At 73.5% G+C, this 23,090-nt stretch carries 2 protein-coding genes; both read right to left on the bottom strand.

All coding sequences use genetic code 11. The features are described from left to right. Positions 1-43: 43 nt before the first annotated feature. Positions 44-13,774 carry a type I polyketide synthase gene (locus ACFVU7_RS09650; protein ID WP_388044822.1) on the bottom strand — a complete coding sequence of 4,577 codons (13,731 nt, stop codon included), beginning with the start codon at positions 13,772-13,774 and terminating at the stop codon, positions 44-46. 9 nt (positions 13,775-13,783) lie between these two features. Then, the gene (locus tag ACFVU7_RS09655; RefSeq protein WP_388044823.1) at positions 13,784-23,062 is read right to left on the bottom strand and encodes a type I polyketide synthase; all 9,279 of its coding nucleotides are present in this window, start codon (positions 23,060-23,062) and stop codon (positions 13,784-13,786) included. Positions 23,063-23,090 lie beyond the last annotated feature (28 nt).

Consider the following 23,090-nt stretch of genomic DNA (forward strand, 5'->3'; position numbering starts at 1 on the left):
CGACCTCGTTCGGGAGGAGTTGGCGCCGACGGTCCCGGCATGGTCAGTCGAAGTCCGGGTCGTCGAGCTCGTCCTCCAGGAGGGCGAACAGCTCGTCGGCGGTGGCCTCCTGGAGAGCGCGCTCGTCGGCCTCGCCCGTCCCGTCCGCCCCGGTCTCGCGGACGGCGCGGAAGCGCTGGGTCAGTGCCTCCAGGCGGGCGACGATCTCCGCGCGGGTCTCGTCGTCCGACGGGGTGAGCCCGGCGGCCAGCCGCTCGAACTCGTCCAGCACGGCCGTGTGGCCGACCAGTTCCCTCCCGGTCAGCTCGGTGATCAGGAAGTCCGCCACCGCCTCCGGGGTCGGGTGGTCGAAGACCAGCGTGGACGGCACCCGCACCCCGCACGCGCTGTTCAGGCGGTTGCGGAGCTCGACGGCGGTCAGCGAGTCGAAGCCCAGCTCGCGGAACGCCCGGCTCGCCATGATCTCGTCCGCCGAGTCGTGGCCGAGGACCGCGGCGGCGTGCGTCCGCACCAGTTCCACGACGGTCCGGCGCCGCTCGGCGGCCGACAGGCCGGCCAGCCGGGCGGCGAACTCGTTGCGCTGGTCGTCCTCCGGACGGCCGGAGGAGGTGTCCTCCTGCGCCTCCGGGATGGTGTCCAGCAGCGGGCGCGGGCGGGCGGCCGTGAAGACCGGCGCGAACTTCTCCCACTCGACGTCCGCCAGGGCGATGAACGTCTCGTCGTCGGCCAGGATCTCGCCGAGCGCCGTCAGGGCCCGGTCGGTGTCCAGGAAGTTCATGCCCTGCCGCAGCAGCCGGTGCGGGGTGACGCGACCGGGAGCCTGGTCCATCGCCGCGTCGACCGCGTTCCAGTCGCGGGTGTTCCAGACACCCCAGGCGATCGAGGTCCCCGGCAGGCCCCGGCCGCGACGGTCCTCGGCGAGCCCGTCCAGGAAGGAGTTGCCCGCCGCGTAGGCGCCGTGGTCGTTGCTGCCCCACGTCGCCGAGATCGAGGAGAACATCACGAACTCGTCGATGCCCAGGTGCGCCGTCGCCTCGTCCAGGTGGACGGCCCCGGCCGCCTTCGCGCCCAGTGCCGCCGCCAGACCCTCCCGGCTGGTGTCCTCGAGTCGGGCCAGGTACGGCGTGTTCGCCGAGTGCAGGACGGTGGACAGGCCGGGGCCGGAGTCCTCGATCCACGAGACCATCGCCGTGACCTGCGCACGCTCCGTCAGGTCGCACGAGACGACCTCGACGGCGGTGCCCGCAGCCGCGACGGTGGCGGCCAGCGCCGCCACCCCGGGCGCCGCCGGACCCGAACGGGAGGTCAGAACCACCCTCGGCGTGCCGTGCTCGGCAAGCCAGGGGCCGACACAGACACCGATCGAGCCCGTACCGCCGGTCAGCAGGACCGTCCCCTTCGGGCTCCAGGCCCCGGCCTTGGGCCGGTGCTCCTCGGCGCGCACCAGCCGGCGCAGGAACACACCCGACGGACGCACCGCGACCTGGTCCTCCCGGCCGTGCGCGAGCACGCCGGCCAGCCGGGCCGCCGCCTCGACGTCCACCACCGGCGGCAGGTCGACCAGACCGCCCCAACGGTCCGCGTGCTCCAGGCCCACGGCCCGGCCCAGACCCCAGACCTGGGTCTGGATCGGACTGGTCGTCACCTCGCCGGCGGCCACCTGCACCGCGCCGCGGGTCAGCACCCAGAGCGGAGCGGCGATCCCGGCCCGGCCCAGCCTCTGCACCAGGTCGAGGGTGTCGGCGCTGCCGCGCGGGACCCACCCGAACTCGGCGTCCGGAGACTCGTCCAGGGCCAGGAGGGACACCACGCCCTGGACATCCGCACCGGCACCGGCGATGGCCGCGTCGAGGCCCGCGAGCGTCGTCCGCACGACCTCGGCGCCACGACCCGCCAGCCCGTCGGCCACCGCACCGGCATCCGGCGCGTCCCCGACCAGCAGCCAGGGCCCGGACAGGACCGCCGAACCGCTGATGGCGGACGGCTGCCAGGTGATCCGGTAGCGCCAGTCGTCCACCGACAGCTTCGTACGCTCCGCCGCCGGGGCCTCGGGCCAGTAGCGGCGCCGCTGGAAGGCGTAGGTCGGCAGCGCGACGGTCGTGCCGTCGCCGAGCGCCGCCGCCCAGTCGACGGGGGCGCCCTGGACGTACGCCTCGGCGAGCGAGGTCAGCAGGCGCTGGGCGCCGCCCTCGTCGCGGCGCAGGGTGCCTGCGACGACCGGGGAGCGCTCTTCCAGGCTGTCGGCGATCGCGGGGGTCAGCACCGGGTGCGGCGAGACCTCCAGGATCACTCCGTGGCCCGCGTCGCCGAGGATCCGCACGGCGCGGTCGAACTCCACCGTCTCGCGCAGGGACGCGTACCAGTAGTCGGGGTCCAGTTCGGGGCCCGCGAGCCATGCACCGGTCAGCGCCGACACCATCGGGATCCGAGCCTCGGTCGGAGCGATGCCCTGGAGAACAGCGAGGATCTCCTCCCGCAGCTCGTCCACGTGCGCGCTGTGGGACGCGTAGTCCACCGGAATCATCCGGGCACGCGGCGAATCCCCGCAGGAGTCCGCCAGTTCACGCAGCGCATCGGCGTCACCGGACACGACCGTCGCCGACGGACCATTCACCGCCGCCACCGACAGGCGAGAGCCGTACGGGGCAATCCGCGCGCGCACACCGTCCACCGGCTCCGCGATCGACAGCATCCCGCCGCGACCAGCAAGGGCCTTCAGGGTCTTGCTCCGCAGAGCGACGACCTTCGCGGCATCGTCGAGGGAGAGAATCCCCGCGACGGCGGCCGCCGCGATCTCACCCTGCGAGTGACCGACCACGGCGTCCGGAGCGACACCGGCCGCCTCCCACACCGCAGCGAGCGACACCATCACCGCCCACAGCGCCGGCTGCACCACATCGGCGGCCTCGAAGCCGTGCCGGCCCGCCAGAACGTCGTCCAACTGCCAGTCCACGTACGGCGCGAGAGCCTCGGCGCACTCCGCCAGCTTGGCCGCGAACACCGGGGACGACTCGGCCAACTCGCGCCCCATGCCGACCCACTGGCTCCCCTGGCCGGGGAAGACGAACACCGTCCGCCCCACCCCGCCAGGAGCCACCGAACCGGTCACCACACCGGACGCGGGCTGCTTCGTCGCCACCGCCGCGAGACGTTCAGCGAGCTCGCCCCGCTCGCCACCGAGCACGACGGCCCGGTGCTCCAGCGCCGCACGCGTCGTCGCGAGCGACCACGCGACGTCGCCGACCGGCAACTCCGGCCGCGCCAGCACGTGTTCACGCAGCCGACCCGCCTGACCCGCGAGCGCCGCAGCGCTCTGGCCGGAGACCGGCCAGGCCGACGTCCCACCGGCGAGCACCGGAAGCACCTCGGCTTCCAGCTCCTCGGCTTCGACGTCGGGCGCCTCCTCCAGGATGAGGTGGACGTTGGTGCCGCTCACACCGAACGCCGACACACCCGCCCGGCGCGGCCGCTCGCCCGCCGGCCACCGCACCGCGTCCTGGAGCAGCCGGACGTTGCCCGTCTCCCAGTCCACGTGGGTCGACGGCTGGTCCGCGTGCAGGGTCTTCGGCAGCATGCCGTTTCGCAGCGCCATCACCATCTTGATCACGCCGGTGACGCCGGCGGCGCACTGGGTGTGGCCGATGTTGGACTTCACCGATCCCAGCCACAACGGCCGGTCCTCGTAACGCTCCTGGCCGTACGTCGCCAGCAGCGCGCCTGCCTCGATCGGGTCGCCGAGCGAGGTGCCGGTGCCGTGGGCCTCGACCGCGTCGACGTCGGAGGGCGACAGCTGCGCGTTCGCCAGCGCCGCGCGGATCACCCGCCGCTGCGAGGGGCCGTTGGGCGCCGCCAGACCGTTGGACGCGCCGTCCTGGTTGGCCGCGCTCCCGCGGATCACCGCCAGCACCTGGTGGCCGTTGCGCCGGGCGTCCGAGAGACGCTCCAGCAGCACCATGCCCGCGCCCTCGCCCCAGCCGATGCCGTCGGCCTCGTCCGAGAACGCCTTCGACCGGCCGCTGGAGGCCATGCCGCCCTGGCTGCCGAACTCCATGAACGCGCCGGGCGAGACCATCACCGCGACACCGCCGGCCAGCGCCATCGAGCACTCGCCCGACCGCAGGGCGAGCATCGCCTGGTGCATCGCCACCAGGGAGGACGAGCAGGCCGTGTCCACCGTGATGGCGGGGCCGGTCAGGCCCAGGCAGTACGAGATCCGGCCCGAGGCGACGGCGGATACCGTGCCGATCAGCCGGTAGCCGTCCAGGCTCCGGTCGTCGGCCGGCAGGCTCGCGTCGTAACCGGCGTGGCTCGCACCGACGAAGACGCCGGTCGCCGAGCCGTGCAGCGACTTCGGGTCGATCCCCGCGCGCTCGATCGCCTCCCAGGACGTCTCCAGCAGCAGCCGCTGCTGCGGGTCCATCGCCAGCGCCTCACGCGGGCTGATCCCGAAGAACCCCGCGTCGAAGTCGGCCACGTCGTAGATGAATCCGCCCTGTCGGCGGTACGCCTGCCGCTGGCCGAAGCCCTCCTCGACGGCCTCCCAGCCTCGGTCGGTCGGGAATTCGCTGATCGTGTCGGTCCCCGCGACGAGCAGGTCCCAGAACTGGTCGGGCCCCGTCACACCGCCCGGGTACCGGCAGCCCATGCCGACGATCGCGATCGGCTCGCCGATCGCCGCGGCCACGACCTGGACCGCGCCGTCGGCCTGGGCCGTCTGGCCGCCGGTGCCGACGAGTTCGCCCCGCAGGTAGTCCGCGAGGGCGGTGGCGTTCGGGTGGTCGAAGACCATCGTGGAGGCCAGCTTGACACCGACCTCCTTGGAGAGGCGGTTCCGCAGCTCGACGGCTCCGACGGAGTCGAAGCCCAGCTCCTTGAAGGCGCGTTGCGGCAGTACGTCGTCCGCCGAGTCGTGGCCGAGGACCGCGGCCGCGTGGCCTCGCACCAGGTCGGTCAGGACCTGGCGCTGCTCAGCGGCCGGCATTCCGGCCAACCGGCTTGCCCACGCGCCGACTTCCTCGGTGGTGGACTCGACGGCGGCCTCGGCGGCCAGGACCGCACGGACCTCGGGCAGATCCGCCAGCAGGCGGCTCGGCCGGTGCAGGGTGTAGGTCGGCACGAACTGCGGCCAGTCGAAGCCGGCCACCACCATCGCACCCTCGCCCGCGTCCAGGACCTGGCCCAACGCCAGCATGCCCCGACGCCCGTCGATGCCCTCCATACCGAACTCGCGCAACCGGTCGCCACCCGAGCCGGCCGCCATGCCGACGCCGGCCCACAGGCCCCACGCGACCGAGGAGGCCACCAGACCACGGGAACGGCGATCCTCCACCAACGCGTCCAGATGCGCGTTCGCCGCCGCATAGCCAGCCAGAGCGCCGCTGCCCCAGACGCCCGCGCCCGACGAGAACAGCACGAACGCGTCCAGATCCCGACCCGCCGTCAACTCGTCCAGCACCACAGCGCCGCCGACCTTCGCCGACAGCAACCGCGACAGCTCGGCCACCGACAGCTGCTCCACCGGTGTCCTCCCGCCCGTCCCGGCCGAATGGACCACCGACGACAGCGCCGGACCCGTCGCGTCGATACGGTCCAGGATCTCCGCCACAGAAGCGCGGTCGGCGACGTCACACGCCACCACCTCCACCGCCGCACCGCGAGCCGCGATCGAGGCCGCCAACTCCGCCACACCGGCGGCACCCGGACCCGAACGGGACGTCAGCACGACCCGCGCCGCACCACGATCCGCCACCCACTGAGCCGTGATCGCACCGACACCGCTCGTGCCACCCGTCACCAGGACCGACCCACGCGGCGACCACGCCTCGCGCACGTTCGGACGGCCTGCGCGCACCAACCGCCGCGCCACCACACCGCCCGCACGCACCGCCACCTGATCCTCATCCCCGACCAGGACGGACGCCAGCCGCGCACCGACGCGGGCATCCACGGCAGCCGGCAAGTCGATCAGCCCGCCCCAGCGGCCCGCCAACTCCAGCGCCGCCACGGCACCCAGACCCCACACCTGCGCCTGCACCGGCCGCACCGCATCACCGGCGACGGCCCGCACCGCACCCTGCGTGACCACCCACAGCGGGGCGGACACACCGAGCCGGCCAAGCTCCTGAACCAGCGCGAGCGTGTCAGCGCCACCACGCGACACCCACGGACCCGCCTCCTCCGGCGACTCGTCCAGCGCCAGCAGCGACACCACACCCCGCAGATCGGAGCACGCGGCCACCGCGTCGGCGACGCCGTCCGGAGCCGAGCGGACCACGGTTGCCCCGTGGTGCTCCAGCGACTCCGCGACGGCAGCGGCATCCGGGGACTCCCCCACCAGCAGCCACGTCCCGGCCAGGACCCCGTTGGACTCGCTCACCGGCGCCCATGACACCCGGTACCGCCAATCGGCAACCGCCGAGCCGGCCCGCTCACGGCGCCGCCAATCGGTCAGCGCACCCAGCGCGGCATCCGCCGGGTCCACCCCGAGCAGACCGGCGAGCGCGGTGACATCACCACTCTCCACGGCGCTCCAGAAACCCGCCTCCGCACCGGTGGCCTCGCCCGCTTCGGAACGGCGACCGTCCAAGGCGGGCCAGTAGTGGCGGTGCTGGAACGCGTAGGTCGGCAGCGCGACGGTCGTACCGCCGGCCGTCACCGCCGCCCAGTCGACGGGGGCGCCCTGGACGTAGGCCTCGGCGAGCGAGGTCAACAGGCGCTGCGCGCCGCCCTCGTCGCGTCGCAGCGTGCCGACCACGACCGGGGACAGCGCCTCCAGGGCGTCGCCGATCGCCGGGGTCAGCACCGGGTGCGGCGAGACCTCCAGGAACACTCCGTGGCCCGCGTCGCCGAGGATCCGTACGGCGCGGTCGAACTCCACCGTCTCGCGCAGGGACGCGTACCAGTAGGCGGGGTCCAGCTCGGGGCCGGACAGCCACGCGCCGGTCAGCGCCGACACCATGGGGATACGAGCCTCGGTCGGCGCGATGCCCTGGAGCACGGAGAGGATCTCCTCGCGCAGCTCGTCCACGTGGGCGCTGTGCGAGGCGTAGTCCACCGGAATCATCCGGGCACGAGGCGAATCCCCGCACGCCTCGGCGAGTTCGCGCAGCGCGTCGGCGTCACCGGAGACGACCGTCGCCGACGGGCCGTTCACGGCCGCGACGGAAAGCCGGGTGCCGTACGGGGCGATCCGCGCGCGGACACCGTCCACCGGCTCGGCGATCGACAGCATCCCGCCGCGCCCGGCCAGGGCCTTCAGGGTCTTGCTCCGCAGAGCGACGACCTTCGCGGCATCGTCGAGGGAGAGAATCCCCGCGACGGCAGCCGCCGCGATCTCACCCTGCGAGTGACCCACCACCGCATCGGGAGCGACACCCGCCGCCTCCCAGACCGCGGCGAGCGAGACCATCACGGCCCACAGCGCCGGCTGCACGACGTCGGCGGCCTCAAAGCCGTGAATGCCGGCCAGCACATCGTCCAACTGCCAATCCACGTAAGGCGCCAGGGCCGCAGAACACTCCGCCAGCCGCGCCGCGAACACTGGCGACGACGTGACCAGCTCACGCCCCATCCCGACCCACTGGCTCCCCTGACCGGGGAAGACGAACACCGTCCGCCCCACTCCAGCAGCCGCCACAGACCCGGTCACCACACCCGCCGCCGGCTGCCCCGTGGCCACCGCCGCGAGACCCGCCGCAAGCTCGCCCCGCTCGCCGCCCAGCACGACCGCACGCTGCTCGAACACCGATCGCGTCGTGGCCAGCGACCACGCGACGTCGCCCACCGGCAGCTCCGGCCGCGCCAGCACGTACTCGCGCAGCCGACCGGCCTGACCGGCCAGCGCGGTCGCGCTACGACCGGAGACCGGCCAGGCCACGCCTGCCGCCCCGGTGAGTACCGGGTTCTCCTGGCCCGCCGGCTCAACCGCCGCCTCGACGGCCGCCGGGGCCTCCTCCACGATCAGGTGGACGTTGGTGCCGCTGATGCCGAAGGCCGACACACCCGCCCGGCGCGGCCGCTCGCCCGCCGGCCACTGCACCGCGTCCTGGAGCAGACGGACGTTGCCCGTCTCCCAATCGACGTGCGAGGACGGCTCATCCGCGTGCAGCGTCTTCGGCAGCACCCCGGCCCGCAACGCCAGCACCATCTTGATCACACCGGCCACACCGGCGGCCTGCTGCGCGTGCCCGATGTTCGACTTCACCGACCCCAGCCACAACGGCCGGTCCTCGAACCGCTCCTGGCCGTACGTCGCCAGCAGCGCGCCCGCCTCGATCGGGTCACCCAGCTCCGTGCCCGTCCCGTGCGCCTCGACCACGTCGACATCCGCAGCCGACAGCTGCGCACTCGCCAACGCCGCCCGGATGACCCGCCGTTGGGCCGGGCCGTTGGGCGCGGACAGGCCGTTGGAGGCGCCGTCCTGGTTGACGGCGCTCCCCCGGAGCACGCCGAGCACCTGGTGCCCGTTACGGCGGGCGTCCGAGAGCCGCTCCAGCACGAGCATGCCCGCGCCCTCGCCGATGCCCATGCCGTCGGCGCCCTCGCCGAAGGCCTTGCAGCGGCCGTCCGAGGCGAGCGCCCGCAGGCGTGAGAAGCCGACGAACTCGGCCGGGTCGGCGATCACCGTCACACCGCCCGCCAGCGCCATCGAGCACTCGCCCGACCGCAGCGCCTGCACCGCCTGGTGCAGCGCGACCAGGGACGACGAGCATGCCGTGTCGACGGTCACCGCGGGCCCGTTCAGGCCCAGCGTGTACGACACCCGGCCGGAGAGCACGCTCAGCGCGTTTCCGGTGATCAGGTGCGCCTCGGCGCCCGGGACGGTGGCACCCGTCGCGATGTAGCCCGACGACGCCGCGCCGATGAACACGCCGGTCGCGGAGCCGTGCAGCGACTTCGGGTCGATGCCGGCCCGCTCGACGGCCTCCCAGGAGGTCTCCAGCAGGAGGCGCTGCTGCGGGTCCATCGCCATCGCCTCGCGCGGGCTGATCCCGAAGAACCCGGCGTCGAACTCCGCGGCCCCACTGAGGAATCCGCCCTCCACGACGTAGGTCGAGCCCTCGGCGTCGGGGTCGGGGTCGAACAGCGCCTCGATGTCCCAGCCGCGGTCGGCCGGGAACGCGCCGATCGCGTCCCCGCCCGCGACCAGGAGGTCCCACAGCTCCTCGGGTGTCCGGACGCCGCCCGGGTAACGGCAGGCCATACCGACGATCGCGATCGGATCGGTCGACACCGCCACCGCCGCCGTCACGGCCTGGCCCTCGTCCGCGTCCGTGCCGAACAGCGCGGCCAGGATCTCGTCCGCCAGCGCCGAGGCGCTCGGGTGGTCGAAGATCACCGTGGACGGCAGCCTCAGGCCGCACGCGGTGTTCAGGCGGTTGCGGAGCTCGACGGCGGTCAGCGAGTCGAAGCCCAGCTCCCGGAACGCCCGGCTGGCCACGATCTCGTCCACCGACTCGTGGCCCAGCACCGTGGCCGCGTGCGTCCGCACCAGTTCGGTGACCGTCCGGCGCCGCTCGGCCGCCGACAGCCCGGCCAGCTGGAGCTCGAAGTCACCGCGCCCGTCCTCGTCACGACGGACGGTCGTGTCCTCCTGGGCCTCCGGAATGGTGTCCAGCAGCGGGCGAGGCCGCGCGGCCGTGAAGACCGGCGCGAACTTCTCCCACTCGACGTCCGCGAGGGCGATGAAGGTCTCGTCGTCGGCCAGGATCTCGCCGAGCGCGGTCAGCGCCCGCTGGGTGTCCAGGAAGTTCATGCCCTGCCGCAGCAGGCGGTGCGGGGTGACGCGACCGGGAGCCTGGTCCATCGCCGCGTCGACGGCGTCCCAGTCGCGGGTGTTCCAGACGCCCCACGCGATCGAGGTCCCCGGCAGGCCCCGGCCGCGCCGGTCCTCGGCAAGCCCGTCCAGGAAGGAGTTCCCGGCCGCGTAGGCGGCGTGGTCGTTGCTGCCCCAGGTCGCCGAGATCGACGAGAAGAGGACGAACTCGTCGATGCCCAGGTCCGCCGTCGCCTCGTCCAGGTGGACGGCGCCGGCCGCCTTCGCGCCGACCGCGACGGCCAGCTCCTCCCGGCTGGTGTCCTCCACCCGGGCCAGGATCGGCGCGTTGGCGGAGTGCAGGACGGTGGACAGGCCGGGACCGGTGTCCTCGATCCACGCCACCATCGCCGCAACCTGCGCACGCTCCGTCAGGTCGCAGCTGACGACCTCGACGGCCGAGCCGCCGGTCGCCACGGCGGCGGCGAGCGCCGCCACGCCGTGCGCCGACGGGCCGGAGCGGGAGGTCAGAACCACCCTCGGCGCGCGGTGCTCGGCAAGCCAGGGGCCGATGCAGACGCCGATCGAGCCGGTGCCACCGGTCAGCAGGACGGTGCCGCGCGGCGACCAGTCCTCCGACTCGACGCGCCGGGCCTCGGCCCGCACCAGGCGGCGCAGGAACACACCCGACGGCCGTACGGCGACCTGGTCCTCACTGCCGTCCGCGAGGACGCCGACCAGACGAGCGGCCGCATCGGCGTCCAGCACCGGCGGCAGGTCGACCAGACCGCCCCAACGGTCCGCGTGCTCCAGGCCGACCGTACGACCGAGACCCCAGACCTGGGTCTGCACCGGGCTGGTCGTCACCTCGTCGGCGGCGACCCGCACCGCGCCACGGGTCAGTACCCAGAGCGGAGCGGTGATCCCGGCCCGGCCCAACCTCTGGACCAGGTCGAGGGTGTCGGCGCTGCCCCGGGACAGCCACGCGAACTCGGCGTCCGGCGACTCGTCGAGCGCCAGGAGCGACACCACACCGCGCACGTCCCCGCCCGCTCCTGCGATGGCCTCGTCGAGGCCCGCGAGCGTCGTCCGCACCGCCTCGGCACCACGCGCCGTCAGCGCCTCGGCGATCGTGGCCGCGTCGGGGGCGTCGCCGACGACCAGCCAGGTGCCGGACAGGTCCGCCGAGCCGCTCGCGGCGGCCGGCTGCCAGGTGATGCGGTAGCGCCAGTCGTCCACCGACAGCTTCGTACGCTCCAGCACCGGGGCCTCGGGCCAGTAGCGGCGCCGCTGGAACGCGTAGGTCGGCAGCGCGACGGTCGTACCGCCGCCGAGCACCGCCGCCCAGTCGACGGGGGCGCCCTGGACGTACGCCTCGGCGAGCGAGGTCAACAGGCGCTGAGCGCCGCCCTCCTCGCGCCGCAGGGTGCCTGCGACCACCGGGGAACGGTCCTCCAGGCTGTCGGCGATCGCCGGGGTCAGCACCGGGTGCGGGGACACCTCCAGGAACACGCCGTGGCCCGCGTCGCCGAGGATCCGCACGGCGCGGTCGAACTCCACCGTCTCGCGGAGCGACGCATACCAGTAGGCGGGGTCCAGCTCCGGGCCCGCGAGCCATGCACCGGTCAGCGCGGAGACCATCGGGACCTGCGCCTCACGAGGCCGGATCCCGTCGAGGACGGTCAGGATCTCCTCGCGCAGCTCGTCCACGTGCGCGCTGTGGGACGCGTAGTCCACCGGGATCATCCGGGCGCGCGGGGACTCCCCACAGGAGTCGGCGAGTTCGCGCAGCGCGTCGGCGTCACCGGAAACCACCGTCGCCGACGGGCCGTTCACGGCCGCGACGGAAAGGCGGGTGCCGTACGACGCGATCCGCGCGCGGACACCGTCCACCGGCTCGGCAATCGACAGCATCCCGCCACGACCGGCCAGCACCTTCAGGGTCTTGCTCCGCAGAGCCACCACCTTGGCGGCGTCATCGAGGGACAGGATCCCCGCGACGGCCGCAGCGGCGATCTCACCCTGCGAGTGACCCAGCACCGCGTCCGGAGCGACACCCGCCGCCTCCCAGACGGCGGCGAGCGACACCATCACCGCCCACAGCGCCGGCTGCACCACATCAGCGGCCTCAAAGCCGTGCCGGCCCGCCAGCACATCGTCCAACTGCCAGTCCACATAAGGCACCAGGGCCTTAGCACACTCCGCCAACTTCGCGGCGAAGACCGGGGACGACTCGGCCAGCTCACGCCCCATGCCGACCCACTGGCTCCCCTGCCCCGGGAAGACGAACACCGTCCGGCCCACCCCGGCGGCCGCCACCGACCCCGTGACCACACCCGCCGCCGGCTGCCCGGTGGCGACGGCCGTCAGCCCCGCCGCCAGTTCATCCCGGTTCGCGCCGAGCAGGACGGCCCGGTGCTCCAGCGCCGCACGCGTCGTCGCGAGCGACCACGCCACATCGCGGACCGACAACTCCGGCCGCTCCGCGACGTGTTCACGCAGTCGACCCGCCTGACCGGCCAGCGCCGCCACGCTGCGACCGGAGACCGGCCAGGCCACACCCGCCGCCCCGGTGAGCACCGGGCTCTCCTGGCCCGCCGGCTCAGCCGCCGCCTCGACGGCCGCCGGGGCCTCCTCCACGATCAGGTGGACGTTCGTCCCGCTCACACCGAACGCCGACACACCCGCCCGACGCGGCCGCTCGCCCGCCGGCCACGCCACCGGTTCGCTCAGCAGCCGCACGTTCCCGGACGTCCAGTCCACGTGCGAGGACGGCTCCTCGGCGAACAGCGTCCTCGGCAGCACCTCGTGCCGCAGCGCCATCACCATCTTGATCACCCCGGCCACACCGGCGGCGCACTGCGAGTGCCCGATGTTGGACTTCACCGACCCCAGCCACAACGGCCGGTCCTCGAACCGCTCCTGACCGTACGTCGCCAGCAGCGCACCGGCCTCGATCGGGTCACCGAGCGTCGTACCCGTGCCGTGGGCCTCCACCGCGTCCACGTCGGAGGGCGACAGCTGCGCGTTGGCCAGCGCCGCGCGGATCACCCGCCGCTGCGAGGGACCGTTCGGCGCGGACAGGCCGTTCGACGCGCCGTCCTGGTTGGCCGCGCTGCCACGGATCACGGCCAGCACCTGGTGGCCATTGCGCCGGGCGTCCGACAGGCGCTCCAGCAGCACCATGCCCGCGCCCTCGCCCCAGCCGATCCCGTCGGCCTCCTCCGAGAACGCCTTCGACCGACCGCTGGACGCCATACCGCCCTGACGCCCGAACTCCATGAACGCACCGGGCGAGACCATCACCGCGACACCGCCGGCCAGCGCCATCGAGCACTCACCGGCCCGCAGCGCCAGGATCGCCTGGTGCATCGCCACCAGCGAGGACGAGCACGCCGTGTCCACCGTCACCGCCGGACCGGTCAGACCCAGGCAGTACGAGATCCGACCCGACGCCACGGACGACACCGTACCGATCAGCCGGTAGCCGTCCAGGCTGGCGTCCTCGACGGGCAGGCTGGCCTCGTAACCGGCGTGGCTCGCACCGACGAAGACGCCGGTCGCCGAGCCGTGCAGCGACCGCGGGTCGATCCCCGCGCGCTCGATCGCCTCCCACGAGGTCTCCAGCAGCAACCGCTGCTGCGGGTCCATCGCCAGCGCCTCACGCGGACTGATCCCGAAGAACCCCGCGTCGAAGTCGGCCACGTCGTAGACGAATCCGCCCTGCCGGCGGTATCCGCCCTGGTTGTCGAACGCCTCCCAGCCGCGGTCGGACGGGAACCCGCCCACCGCGTCGACGCCGTCGGCCACCAGGTTCCAGAACTCCTCGGGACCGACCGCCCCGCCCGGGTACCGGCACCCCATGCCCACGATCGCGATCGGCTCGCGGGCGCCGGACTCCAGCTCCTTGACCCGCTCACGGGTTTCGAAGTGCTCGGCGGCCAGCTTCCTCAAAGCGTCGAGCAGCTGCTTCTCATCGGCCATCGTGGGTCCTCCTCGACGTCGTCTTGATCTGAGCACCGGAGATCATCACGACGCCCCCAGTTCCTTGTTGATGAAGTCCAGAACCTCGTCGGCCGAGGCTTCGTTGAGCTGTCCGGCCACGGTCTGCCGGGTGACGGCGGCGCCACCGTCCTCCGCGCCGGCGCCGGGGGCGCCGCGCCGCATCCACCGGGACAGCAGGGTCTGCATGCGCTCGGTGATGTCCTGGCGCGCGTCGGCTCCCCCGTCGACGGAGTCCAGTTCGGCGGCCAGCCGCTCCAGGGTCTCCAGCACCGGATCGCCGTCGTCCGCTCCGCCGGTGCCGACGAGTTCGCCCCGCAGGTAGTCCGCGAGGGCGGTGGCGTTCGGGTGGTCGAAGACCATCGTGGAGGCCAGCTTGACACCGACCTCCTTGGAGAGGCGGTTCCGCAGCTCGACGGCTCCGACGGAGTCGAAGCCCAGCTCCTTGAAAGCGCGTTGCGGCAGCACGTCGTCCGCCGAGTCATGGCCCAGGACAGCGGCCGCGTGGCCCCGGACCAGGTCGGTCAGGACCTGGCGCTGCTCAGCGACCGGCATCCCGACCAACCGGCCCGCCCACGCGCCGACTTCCTCGGTGGTGGACTCGACGGCGGCCTCGGCGGCCAGGACCGCGCGGACCTCGGGAAGGTCCGCCAGCAGACGGCTGGCCCGGTAGAGGGTGTAGGTCGGCACGAACTGCGGCCAGTCGAAGCCGGCCACCACCATCGCACCCTCACCGGCGTCCAGGACCTGGCCCAGCGCCAGCATGCCCCGACGTCCGTCGATGCCTTCCATACCGAACTCGCGCAACCGGTCGCCCCCCGAGCCGGCCGCCATGCCGACGCCGGCCCACAGGCCCCAGGCGACCGACGAGGCCACCAGACCACGGGAACGGCGGTCCTCCACCAACGCGTCCAGGTGCGCGTTCGCCGCAGCGTAACCGCCCAGGCCACCGCTGCCCCAGACACCCGCGCCCGACGAGAAGAGCACGAACGCGTCGAGATCCCGACCTGCCGTCAACTCATCCAGCACCATGGCGCCGCCGACCTTCGCCGACAGCAGCCGCGACAGCTCGGCCACCGCCAGCTGCTCCACCGGCGTCCGCCCGCCCGTCCCGGCCGAGTGAACCACCGACGACAGCACCGGACCCGTCGCGTCGATCGAGTCGAGCAGGCCCTTGACGGAGGCGCGGTCGGCGACGTCGCACGCCACCACCTGCACCGCCGTCCCGCTAGCCGCGATCGAGGCCGCCAACTCCGCCACACCGGCGGCACCCGGACCCGAACGGGACGTCAGCACCACCCGAGACGCGCCACGATCCGCGACCCACTGGGCGGTGATCGCACCCACGCCGCTCGTACCACCCGTCACCAGCACCGACCCACGCGGCGACCACGCCTCACACACGACCGGACGGCCAGCGCGCACCAACCGCCGCGCCACCACCCCGCCCGCACGCACCGCCACCTGGTCCTCATCGCCGACCAGGACCGACGCCAGCCGCGCACCGACACGGGCGTCCACGGCAGCCGGAAGGTCGATCAGCCCGCCCCAGCGGCCCGCCAACTCCAGCGCCGCGACGGCACCCAGACCCCACATCTGCGCCTGGACCGGCCGCACCGCATCACCCGCGACGGCCCGCACCGCACCCTGCGTGACCACCCACAGCGGAGCGGACACACCGAGCCGCCCAAGCTCCTGGATCAGCGCGAGCGTGTCAGCACCACCACGCGACATCCACGGACCCGCCTCCTCCGGCGACTCGTCCAGCGCCAACAGCGACACCACACCCCGCAGATCACCGAGCGCGGACACGGTCTGACCGATCCGGTCAGGACGGTCCGCAGTGACGACATCGGCACCGTGATCCGCCAACGCCTGCGCCACGACGCCCGCGTCGGTGCCGTCCCCGACCAGCAGCCACGTCCCGGTCAGCACCCCGCCGGACTCGCCCACCGGCGCCCACGACACCCGGTACCGCCAGTCCGCGACCGCCGAGCCGGCCAGGCCACGGCGCCGGTAGTCGGCCAGCGCCGGCAGCACCTCGCCCAGCCGCTCACCGTCGATGTTCAACGCGGCCGCAAGGCCGTCGGCGTCCCCGCCCTCGACCGCCGCCCAGAACTCGGCGTCGACAGCGGAGACCTCGGCAACCTCGGCCACCGCCTCGGGCCAGTAGTGACGGTGCTGGAACGCGTACGTCGGCAGGTCCACCGTCAAACCACCGCCCAGGAGCCCGGCCCAGTCGACGGGGAGCCCCCGCACATAGGCCTCGGCGAGCGAGGTCAGCAGCCGCTGGGCGCCGCCCTCGTCGCGTCGCAGGGTGCCCACGACGACCGGGGAACGGTCCTCCAGGGCGTCGCCGATCGCCGGGGTCAGCACCGGGTGCGGCGACACCTCCAGGAACACACCGTGTCCCGCGTCGCCCAGAATCCGCACGGCACGGTCGAACTCCACCGTCTCCCGGAGCGACGCGTACCAGTAGGCCGGATCCAGCTCGGGGCCGGACAGCCACGCACCGGTCAGCGCCGACACCATCGGGATCCGGGCTTCGGTCGGAGCGATGCCCTGGAGAACCGAGAGGATCTCCTCCCGCAGCTCGTCCACGTGCGCGCTGTGGGACGCGTAGTCCACCGGGATCATCCGGGCACGCGGCGAATCCCCACAGGCGTCCGCCAGTTCACGCAGCGCATCGGCGTCACCGGAAACCACCGTCGCCGACGGACCGTTCACCGCCGCGACCGACAGGCGAGAGCCGTACGACGCGATCCGCGCGCGGACACCGTCCACCGGCTCCGCGATCGACAGCATCCCGCCACGACCGGCCAGCACCTTCAGGGTCTTGCTCCGCAGAGCCACCACCTTGGCGGCGTCCTCCAGGGAGAGAATCCCCGCGACGGCGGCAGCGGCGATCTCACCCTGCGAGTGACCCAGCACAGCGTCTGGAGCGACGCCCGCCGCCTGCCACACGGCCGCGAGCGAGACCATCACGGCCCACAGCGCCGGCTGCACGACGTCAGCGGCCTCGAAACCGTGCCGACCAGCCAGCACATCGTCCAACTGCCAATCCACGTAAGGCGCGAGAGCCTCGGCACACTCCGCCAACCTCGCGGCGAAGACAGGGGACGACTCGGCCAGCTCGCGACCCATGCCGACCCACTGGCTCCCCTGGCCGGGGAAGACGAACACCGTCCGCCCCACCCCGGCGGCCGCCACCGACCCGGTCACCACACCCGCCGCCGGCTGCCCCGTGGCCACCGCCACGAGACCCGCCGCGAGCTCACTCCGCTCGCCGCCGAGCACGACGGCCCGGTGTTCCAGCGCCGCACGCGTCGTCGCCAGCGACCACGCGACGTCGCCGACCGGCAACTCCGGCCGCGCCAGCACGTGTTCACGCAGTCGACCGGCCTGACCGGCCAGCGCGGTCGCGCTGCGACCGGACACCACCCACGCCTGGACCCCGCTCTCCACCGCCGTGGCGGGATCCGGGGCGCTCGCGTCGATCGCGGCCGGGGCCTCTTCGATGATCACGTGCGCGTTGGTGCCGCTGATGCCGAACGCCGAGACACCGGCCCGGCGCGGCCGCTCGCCCGCCGGCCACGCCACCTGCTCCTGGAGCAGACGGACGTTGCCCGTCTCCCAATCGACGTGCGAGGACGGCTCGTCCGCGTGCAGGGTCTTCGGCAGCACCCCGGCCCGCAACGCCAGCACCATCTTGATCACACCGGCCACACCCGCGGCCTGCTGAGCGTGCCCGATGTTGGACTTCACCGACCCCAGCCACAACGGCCGGTCCTCGAACCGCTCCTGACCATAGGTCGCCAGCAGCGCACCCGCCTCGATCGGGTCACCCAGCTCCGTACCCGTCCCGTGCGCCTCGACCACGTCCACGTCCGCCGCCGAGATCCGGGCGTTGGCCAACGCCGCCCGGATGACCCGCCGTTGAGCAGGACCGTTCGGCGCCGTGAGACCGTTCGACGCGCCGTCCTGGTTGATCGCGCAGCCGCGCACCAGGCCCAGGACCCGACGGCCCTTGCGCTGCGCCTCGGAGAGCCGCTCCAGCACGAGCATGCCGGCGCCCTCGCCGATGCCCATGCCGTCCGCGCCCTCGCCGAAGGCCTTGCAGCGGCCGTCGGAGGCGAGCGCCCGCAGGCGCGAGAAGCCGACGAACTCGCCGGGGTCGGCCATCACCGTCACACCGCCGGCGAGGGCGACGTCGCACTCGCCCGACCGCAGCGCCTGCACCGCCTGGTGCAGCGCGACCAGGGACGAGGAGCACGCCGTGTCGACCGTCACCGCCGGGCCCACCAGGCCCAAGGAGTACGAGATCCGGCCGGAGAGCACGCTCAGCGCGTTGCCGGTGATCAGGTGGGCCTGGGCTCCCGCCTCGCCGCTCGCGGCGCCGATGTAGCCGGAGGAAGCCGCGCCGACGAAGACGCCAGTCGCGGAGCCGTGCAGCGACTTCGGGTCGATGCCGGCCCGCTCGACGGCCTCCCAGGAGGTCTCCAGCAGGAGGCGCTGCTGCGGGTCCATGGCGAGGGCCTCGCGCGGGCTGATGCCGAAGAACCCGGCGTCGAACTCCGCGGCCCCGCTGAGGAATCCGCCCTCGACCACGTAGGTCGAGCCCTCGGCGTCCGGGTCCGGGTCGAAGAGCGCGTCGACGTCCCAGCCGCGGTCGGCCGGGAACGCGCCGATCGCGTCCCCGCCCGCCGCCAGGAGGTCCCACAGCTCCTCCGGAGTCCGGACGCCACCGGGGTAGCGGCAGGCCATACCGACGATCGCGATCGGATCGGTCGACACCGCCGCCGCCGTCACGGTCTGGTCCTCGTCCGCGTCCGTACCGAACAGTGCGGCCAGGATCTCGTCCGCCAGCGCCGAGGCGCTCGGGTGGTCGAAGATCACCGTGGACGGCAGCCGGACGCCCACGGCCGCGTTGAGACGGTTGCGGAGCTCGACGGCGGTCAGCGAGTCGAAGCCCAGCTCCCGGAACGCCCGGCTGGCGACGATCTCGTCCGCCGACTCATGGCCCAGCACCGCGGCCGCCTGCGTCCGCACCAGCTCCACGACGGTCCGGCGCCGCTCGGCGGCCGACAGGCCCGCCAGCCGGGCGGCGAACTCGTTGCGCTGGTCGTCGACCGTACGAGGGGCGGTGTCCTCCTGGGCCTCGGGGATGGTGTCCAGCAGCGGGCGCGGGCGGGCGGCCGTGAAGACCGGTGCGAACTTCTCCCACTCGACGTCCGCGAGGGCGATGAAGGTCTCGTCGTCGGCGAGGACCTCGCCGAGCGCGGTCAGCGCTCGCTGGGTGTCGAGGAAGTTCATGCCCTGCCGCAGCAGGCGGTGCGGGGTGACGCGGCCGGGAGCCTGGTCCATCGCCGCGTCGACGGCGTCCCAGTCGCGGGTGTTCCAGACACCCCAGGCGATCGAGGTCCCGGGCAGGCCCCGGGCGCGACGGTCCTCGGCGAGCCCGTCCAGGAAGGAGTTGCCCGCCGCGTACGCGGCGTGGTCGTTGCTGCCCCAGGTCGCCGAGATCGACGAGAACATCACGAACTCGTCGATGCCCAGGTGCGCCGTCGCCTCGTCCAGGTGGACGGCGCCGGCCGCCTTCGCGCCGACCGCCAGGGCGAGCCCGTCGCGGTCGGTGTCCTCCAGCCGTGCGAGGAACGGCGCGTTGGCGGAGTGCAGGACGGTGGAGAGGCCGGGGCCGGAGGCCTCGATCCACGTCACCATGCCGGTCACCTGCTCGCGCACCGACAGGTCGCACGACACGACCTCGACGGCCGAACCAGCCTGCGCCAGCGTGGCCGCGAGCGCCGCCACCCCGGGCGCCGACGGGCCGGAGCGGGAGGTCAGAACCACCCTCGGCGCGCCGTGCTCGGCAAGCCACGGACCGAGGACCACGCCGATCGCACCCGAGCCGCCGGTCAGCAGGACGGTGCCGCGCGGCGACCAGTCCTCCGACTCGACGCGCCGGGCCTCCGCCCGTACCAGCCGGCGCAGGAACACCCCGGACGGCCGTACGGCGACCTGGTCCTCACTGCCATCGGCGAAGACGCCGACCAGACGAGCGGCCGCATCGGCGTCCACCACCGGCGGCAGATCGACCAGACCGCCCCAGCGGTCCGCGTGCTCCAGGCCGACCGTACGGCCGAGACCCCAGACCTGGGTCTGCACCGGGCTGGTCGTCACCTCGTCCGGGCCGACGGCCACCGCGCCGCGGGTCAGCACCCACAGCGGAGCCGTGACCCCGGCCCGGCCCAACGCCTGCACCAGCTCGACGGTCTCCGCCAGCCCGCGCTGAACCAACGGGTGGTCGGCGAGCGGCGTCTCGTCCAGGGCCAGCAGCGACACCACACCGGCCACGCCCTCGGCCGGCACCGCGCCAAGCCGCTCCGGGCCGGCGGCCGTCACGACCTCGGCACCCTGACCGGCCAGCGCCTCGGCGACCGTCGCCGCCTCGGGGCCGTCGCCGACGACCAGCCAGGTGCCGGACAGGTCCGCCGGGCCACGAGCGGTGGAGGGCTGCCAGGTGATGCGGTAGCGCCAGTCGTCCACCGACAGCTTCGCGCGCTCCACCGCCGGGGCCTCGGGCCAGTAGCGGCGCCGCTGGAAGGCGTAGGTCGGCAGCGCGACCGCCGTGCCGGCGCCGAGCACCGCCGCCCAGTCGACGGGGGCGCCTTGGACGTAGGCCTCGGCGAGCGAGGTCAGCAGGCGCTGGGCGCCGCCCTCGTCGCGCCGCAGGGTGCCCACGACGACCGGGGAGCGGTCCTCCAGGCTGTCGCCGATCGCCGGGGTCAGCACCGGGTGCGGCGAGACCTCCAGGAACACGCCGTGACCCGCGTCGCCGAGGATCCGCACCGCGCGGTCGAACTCGACGGTCTCCCGGAGCGACGCGTACCAGTAGGCCGGGTCCAGCTCGGGGCCGGACAGCCACTCGCCGGTCAGCGCGGAGACCATGGGGATACGAGCCTCGGTCGGCGCGATGCCCTGGAGAACCGAGAGGATCTCCTCGCGCAGCTCGTCCACGTGGGCGCTGTGCGACGCGTAGTCCACCGGGATCATCCGGGCACGCGGCGAATCCCCGCAGGAGTCCGCGAGTTCACGCAGCGCGTCAGCATCGCCGGAGACGACCGTCGCCGACGGGCCGTTCACCGCCGCGATGGAAAGGCGGGTGCCGTACGACGCGATCCTCGCCCGAACACCCTCCACCGGCTCGGCGATCGACAGCATCCCGCCACGACCAGCAAGGGCCTTCAGGGTCTTGCTCCGCAGAGCGACGACCTTCGCGGCATCGTCGAGAGAGAGAATCCCGGCCACCGCGGCGGCAGCGATCTCGCCCTGCGAGTGACCCACCACAGCGTCCGGAGCGACACCCGCCGCCTCCCAGACGGCGGCGAGCGAGACCATCACCGCCCACAGCGCCGGCTGCACCACATCAGCTGCCTCGAAGCCGTGCCGGCCCGCCAGCACCTCGTCCAACTGCCAGTCCACATAAGGCGCCAGAGCCTTAGCACACTCCGCCAACTTCGCGGCGAAGACCGGCGACGACTCCGCCAGCTCACGCCCCATCCCGACCCACTGGCTCCCCTGCCCCGGGAAGACGAACACCGTCCGCCCCACACCCGCGGCCGCCACCGACCCCGTGACCACACCCGCCGCCGGCTGCCCGGTGGCAACGGCCGTCAGCCCCGCCGCCAGCTCATCCCGGTCCGCGCCGAGCACGACGGCCCGGCGCTCCAGCGCCGCACGCGTCGTCGCCAGCGACCACGCCACATCGCGGACCGACAACTCCGGCCGCTCCGCCACGTGTTCACGCAGCCGACCCGCCTGCCCCGCCAGCGCCGCAGCGCTCTGACCGGAGACCGGCCAGGCCGACGCCCCACCGGCGAACACCGGAAGCACCCGGGCCTCCCGCGCCTCGGGTTCGACGGCCGCCGGAGCCTCCTCCACGATCAGGTGGACGTTCGTCCCGCTCACACCGAACGCCGACACACCCGCCCGACGCGGCCGCTCGCCCGCCGGCCACGCCACCGGTTCCTGGAGCAGCCGCACGTTCCCGGACGTCCAGTCCACGTGCGAGGACGGCTCCTCGGCGAACAGCGTCTTCGGCAGCACCTCGTGCCGCAGCGCCATCACCATCTTGATCACCCCGGCCACACCGGCCGCGCACTGCGAGTGCCCGATGTTGGACTTCACCGACCCCAGCCAGAGCGGCCGGTCGGCGGCACGGTCCTCGGCCTGCCCGTAGGTGGCCAGCAACGCCTGCGCCTCGATCGGGTCGCCCAGCGTCGTGCCCGTCCCGTGCGCCTCGACCACGTCCACGTCCGCCGCCGACAGCTGCGCGTTCGCCAGCGCCGCACGGATCACCCGCCGCTGTGAGGGACCGTTCGGCGCCGCCAGACCGTTCGACGCACCGTCCTGGTTCGCCGCGCTGCCACGGATCACCGCCAGCACCTGGTGCCCGTTGCGCCGGGCATCGGACAGGCGCTCCAACAGCACCATGCCCGCGCCCTCGCCCCAGCCGATCCCGTCGGCCTCCTCCGAGAACGCCTTCGACCGGCCACTGGACGCCATACCGCCCTGACGCCCGAACTCCATGAACGCACCCGGCGACACCATCACCGCCACGCCGCCGGCCAGCGCCATCGAGCACTCACCGGCCCGCAGCGCCAGGATCGCCTGGTGCATCGCCACCAGCGACGACGAGCACGCCGTGTCCACCGTCACCGCCGGACCGGTCAGACCCAGGCAGTACGAGATCCGACCCGAGGCGACCGCCGACACCGCGCCGATCAGCCGGTAGCCGTCCAGGCTCTCGTCCTCGACGGGCAGAACCGAGCTGTACCCCGACGTGTTCGCTCCGATGAACACACCGGTCATCGACCCGTGCAGCGACTTCGGGTCGATCCCGCCGTGCTCGATGGCCTCCCAGGAGGTCTCCAGCAGCAGCCGTTGCTGCGGGTCCATGGCCAGCGCCTCACGCGGGCTGATCCCGAAGAACCCCGCGTCGAACTCGGTCGCGTCGTAGACGAATCCGCCCTGTCGCCGGTACGTCTGCCCTCGGCCGAACGCCTCCTCGAAGGCCTCCCAGCCGCGATCGGCGGGGAAGGCGCCCACCGCGTCGACACCGCCGGCCACCAGGTCCCAGAACTCCTCGGGACCCGTCACACCGCCCGGGAACCGGCAGCCCGCACCCACGATCGCGATCGGCTCGCTCGACGCCGCAAGGAGCGCGCTGTTCTGCTGCCGGAGCCGCTCGGCTTCCTTGAGGGAGGTGCGAAGTGCTTCGACGAGCCTGTCGTTGGTCGTTTCCATGATCATGTGCTCCGAATCAACGAGGGCG

The sequence above is a fragment of the Kitasatospora sp. NPDC058046 genome, assembly GCF_042885595.1.
GTDB lineage: Bacteria > Actinomycetota > Actinomycetes > Streptomycetales > Streptomycetaceae > Kitasatospora.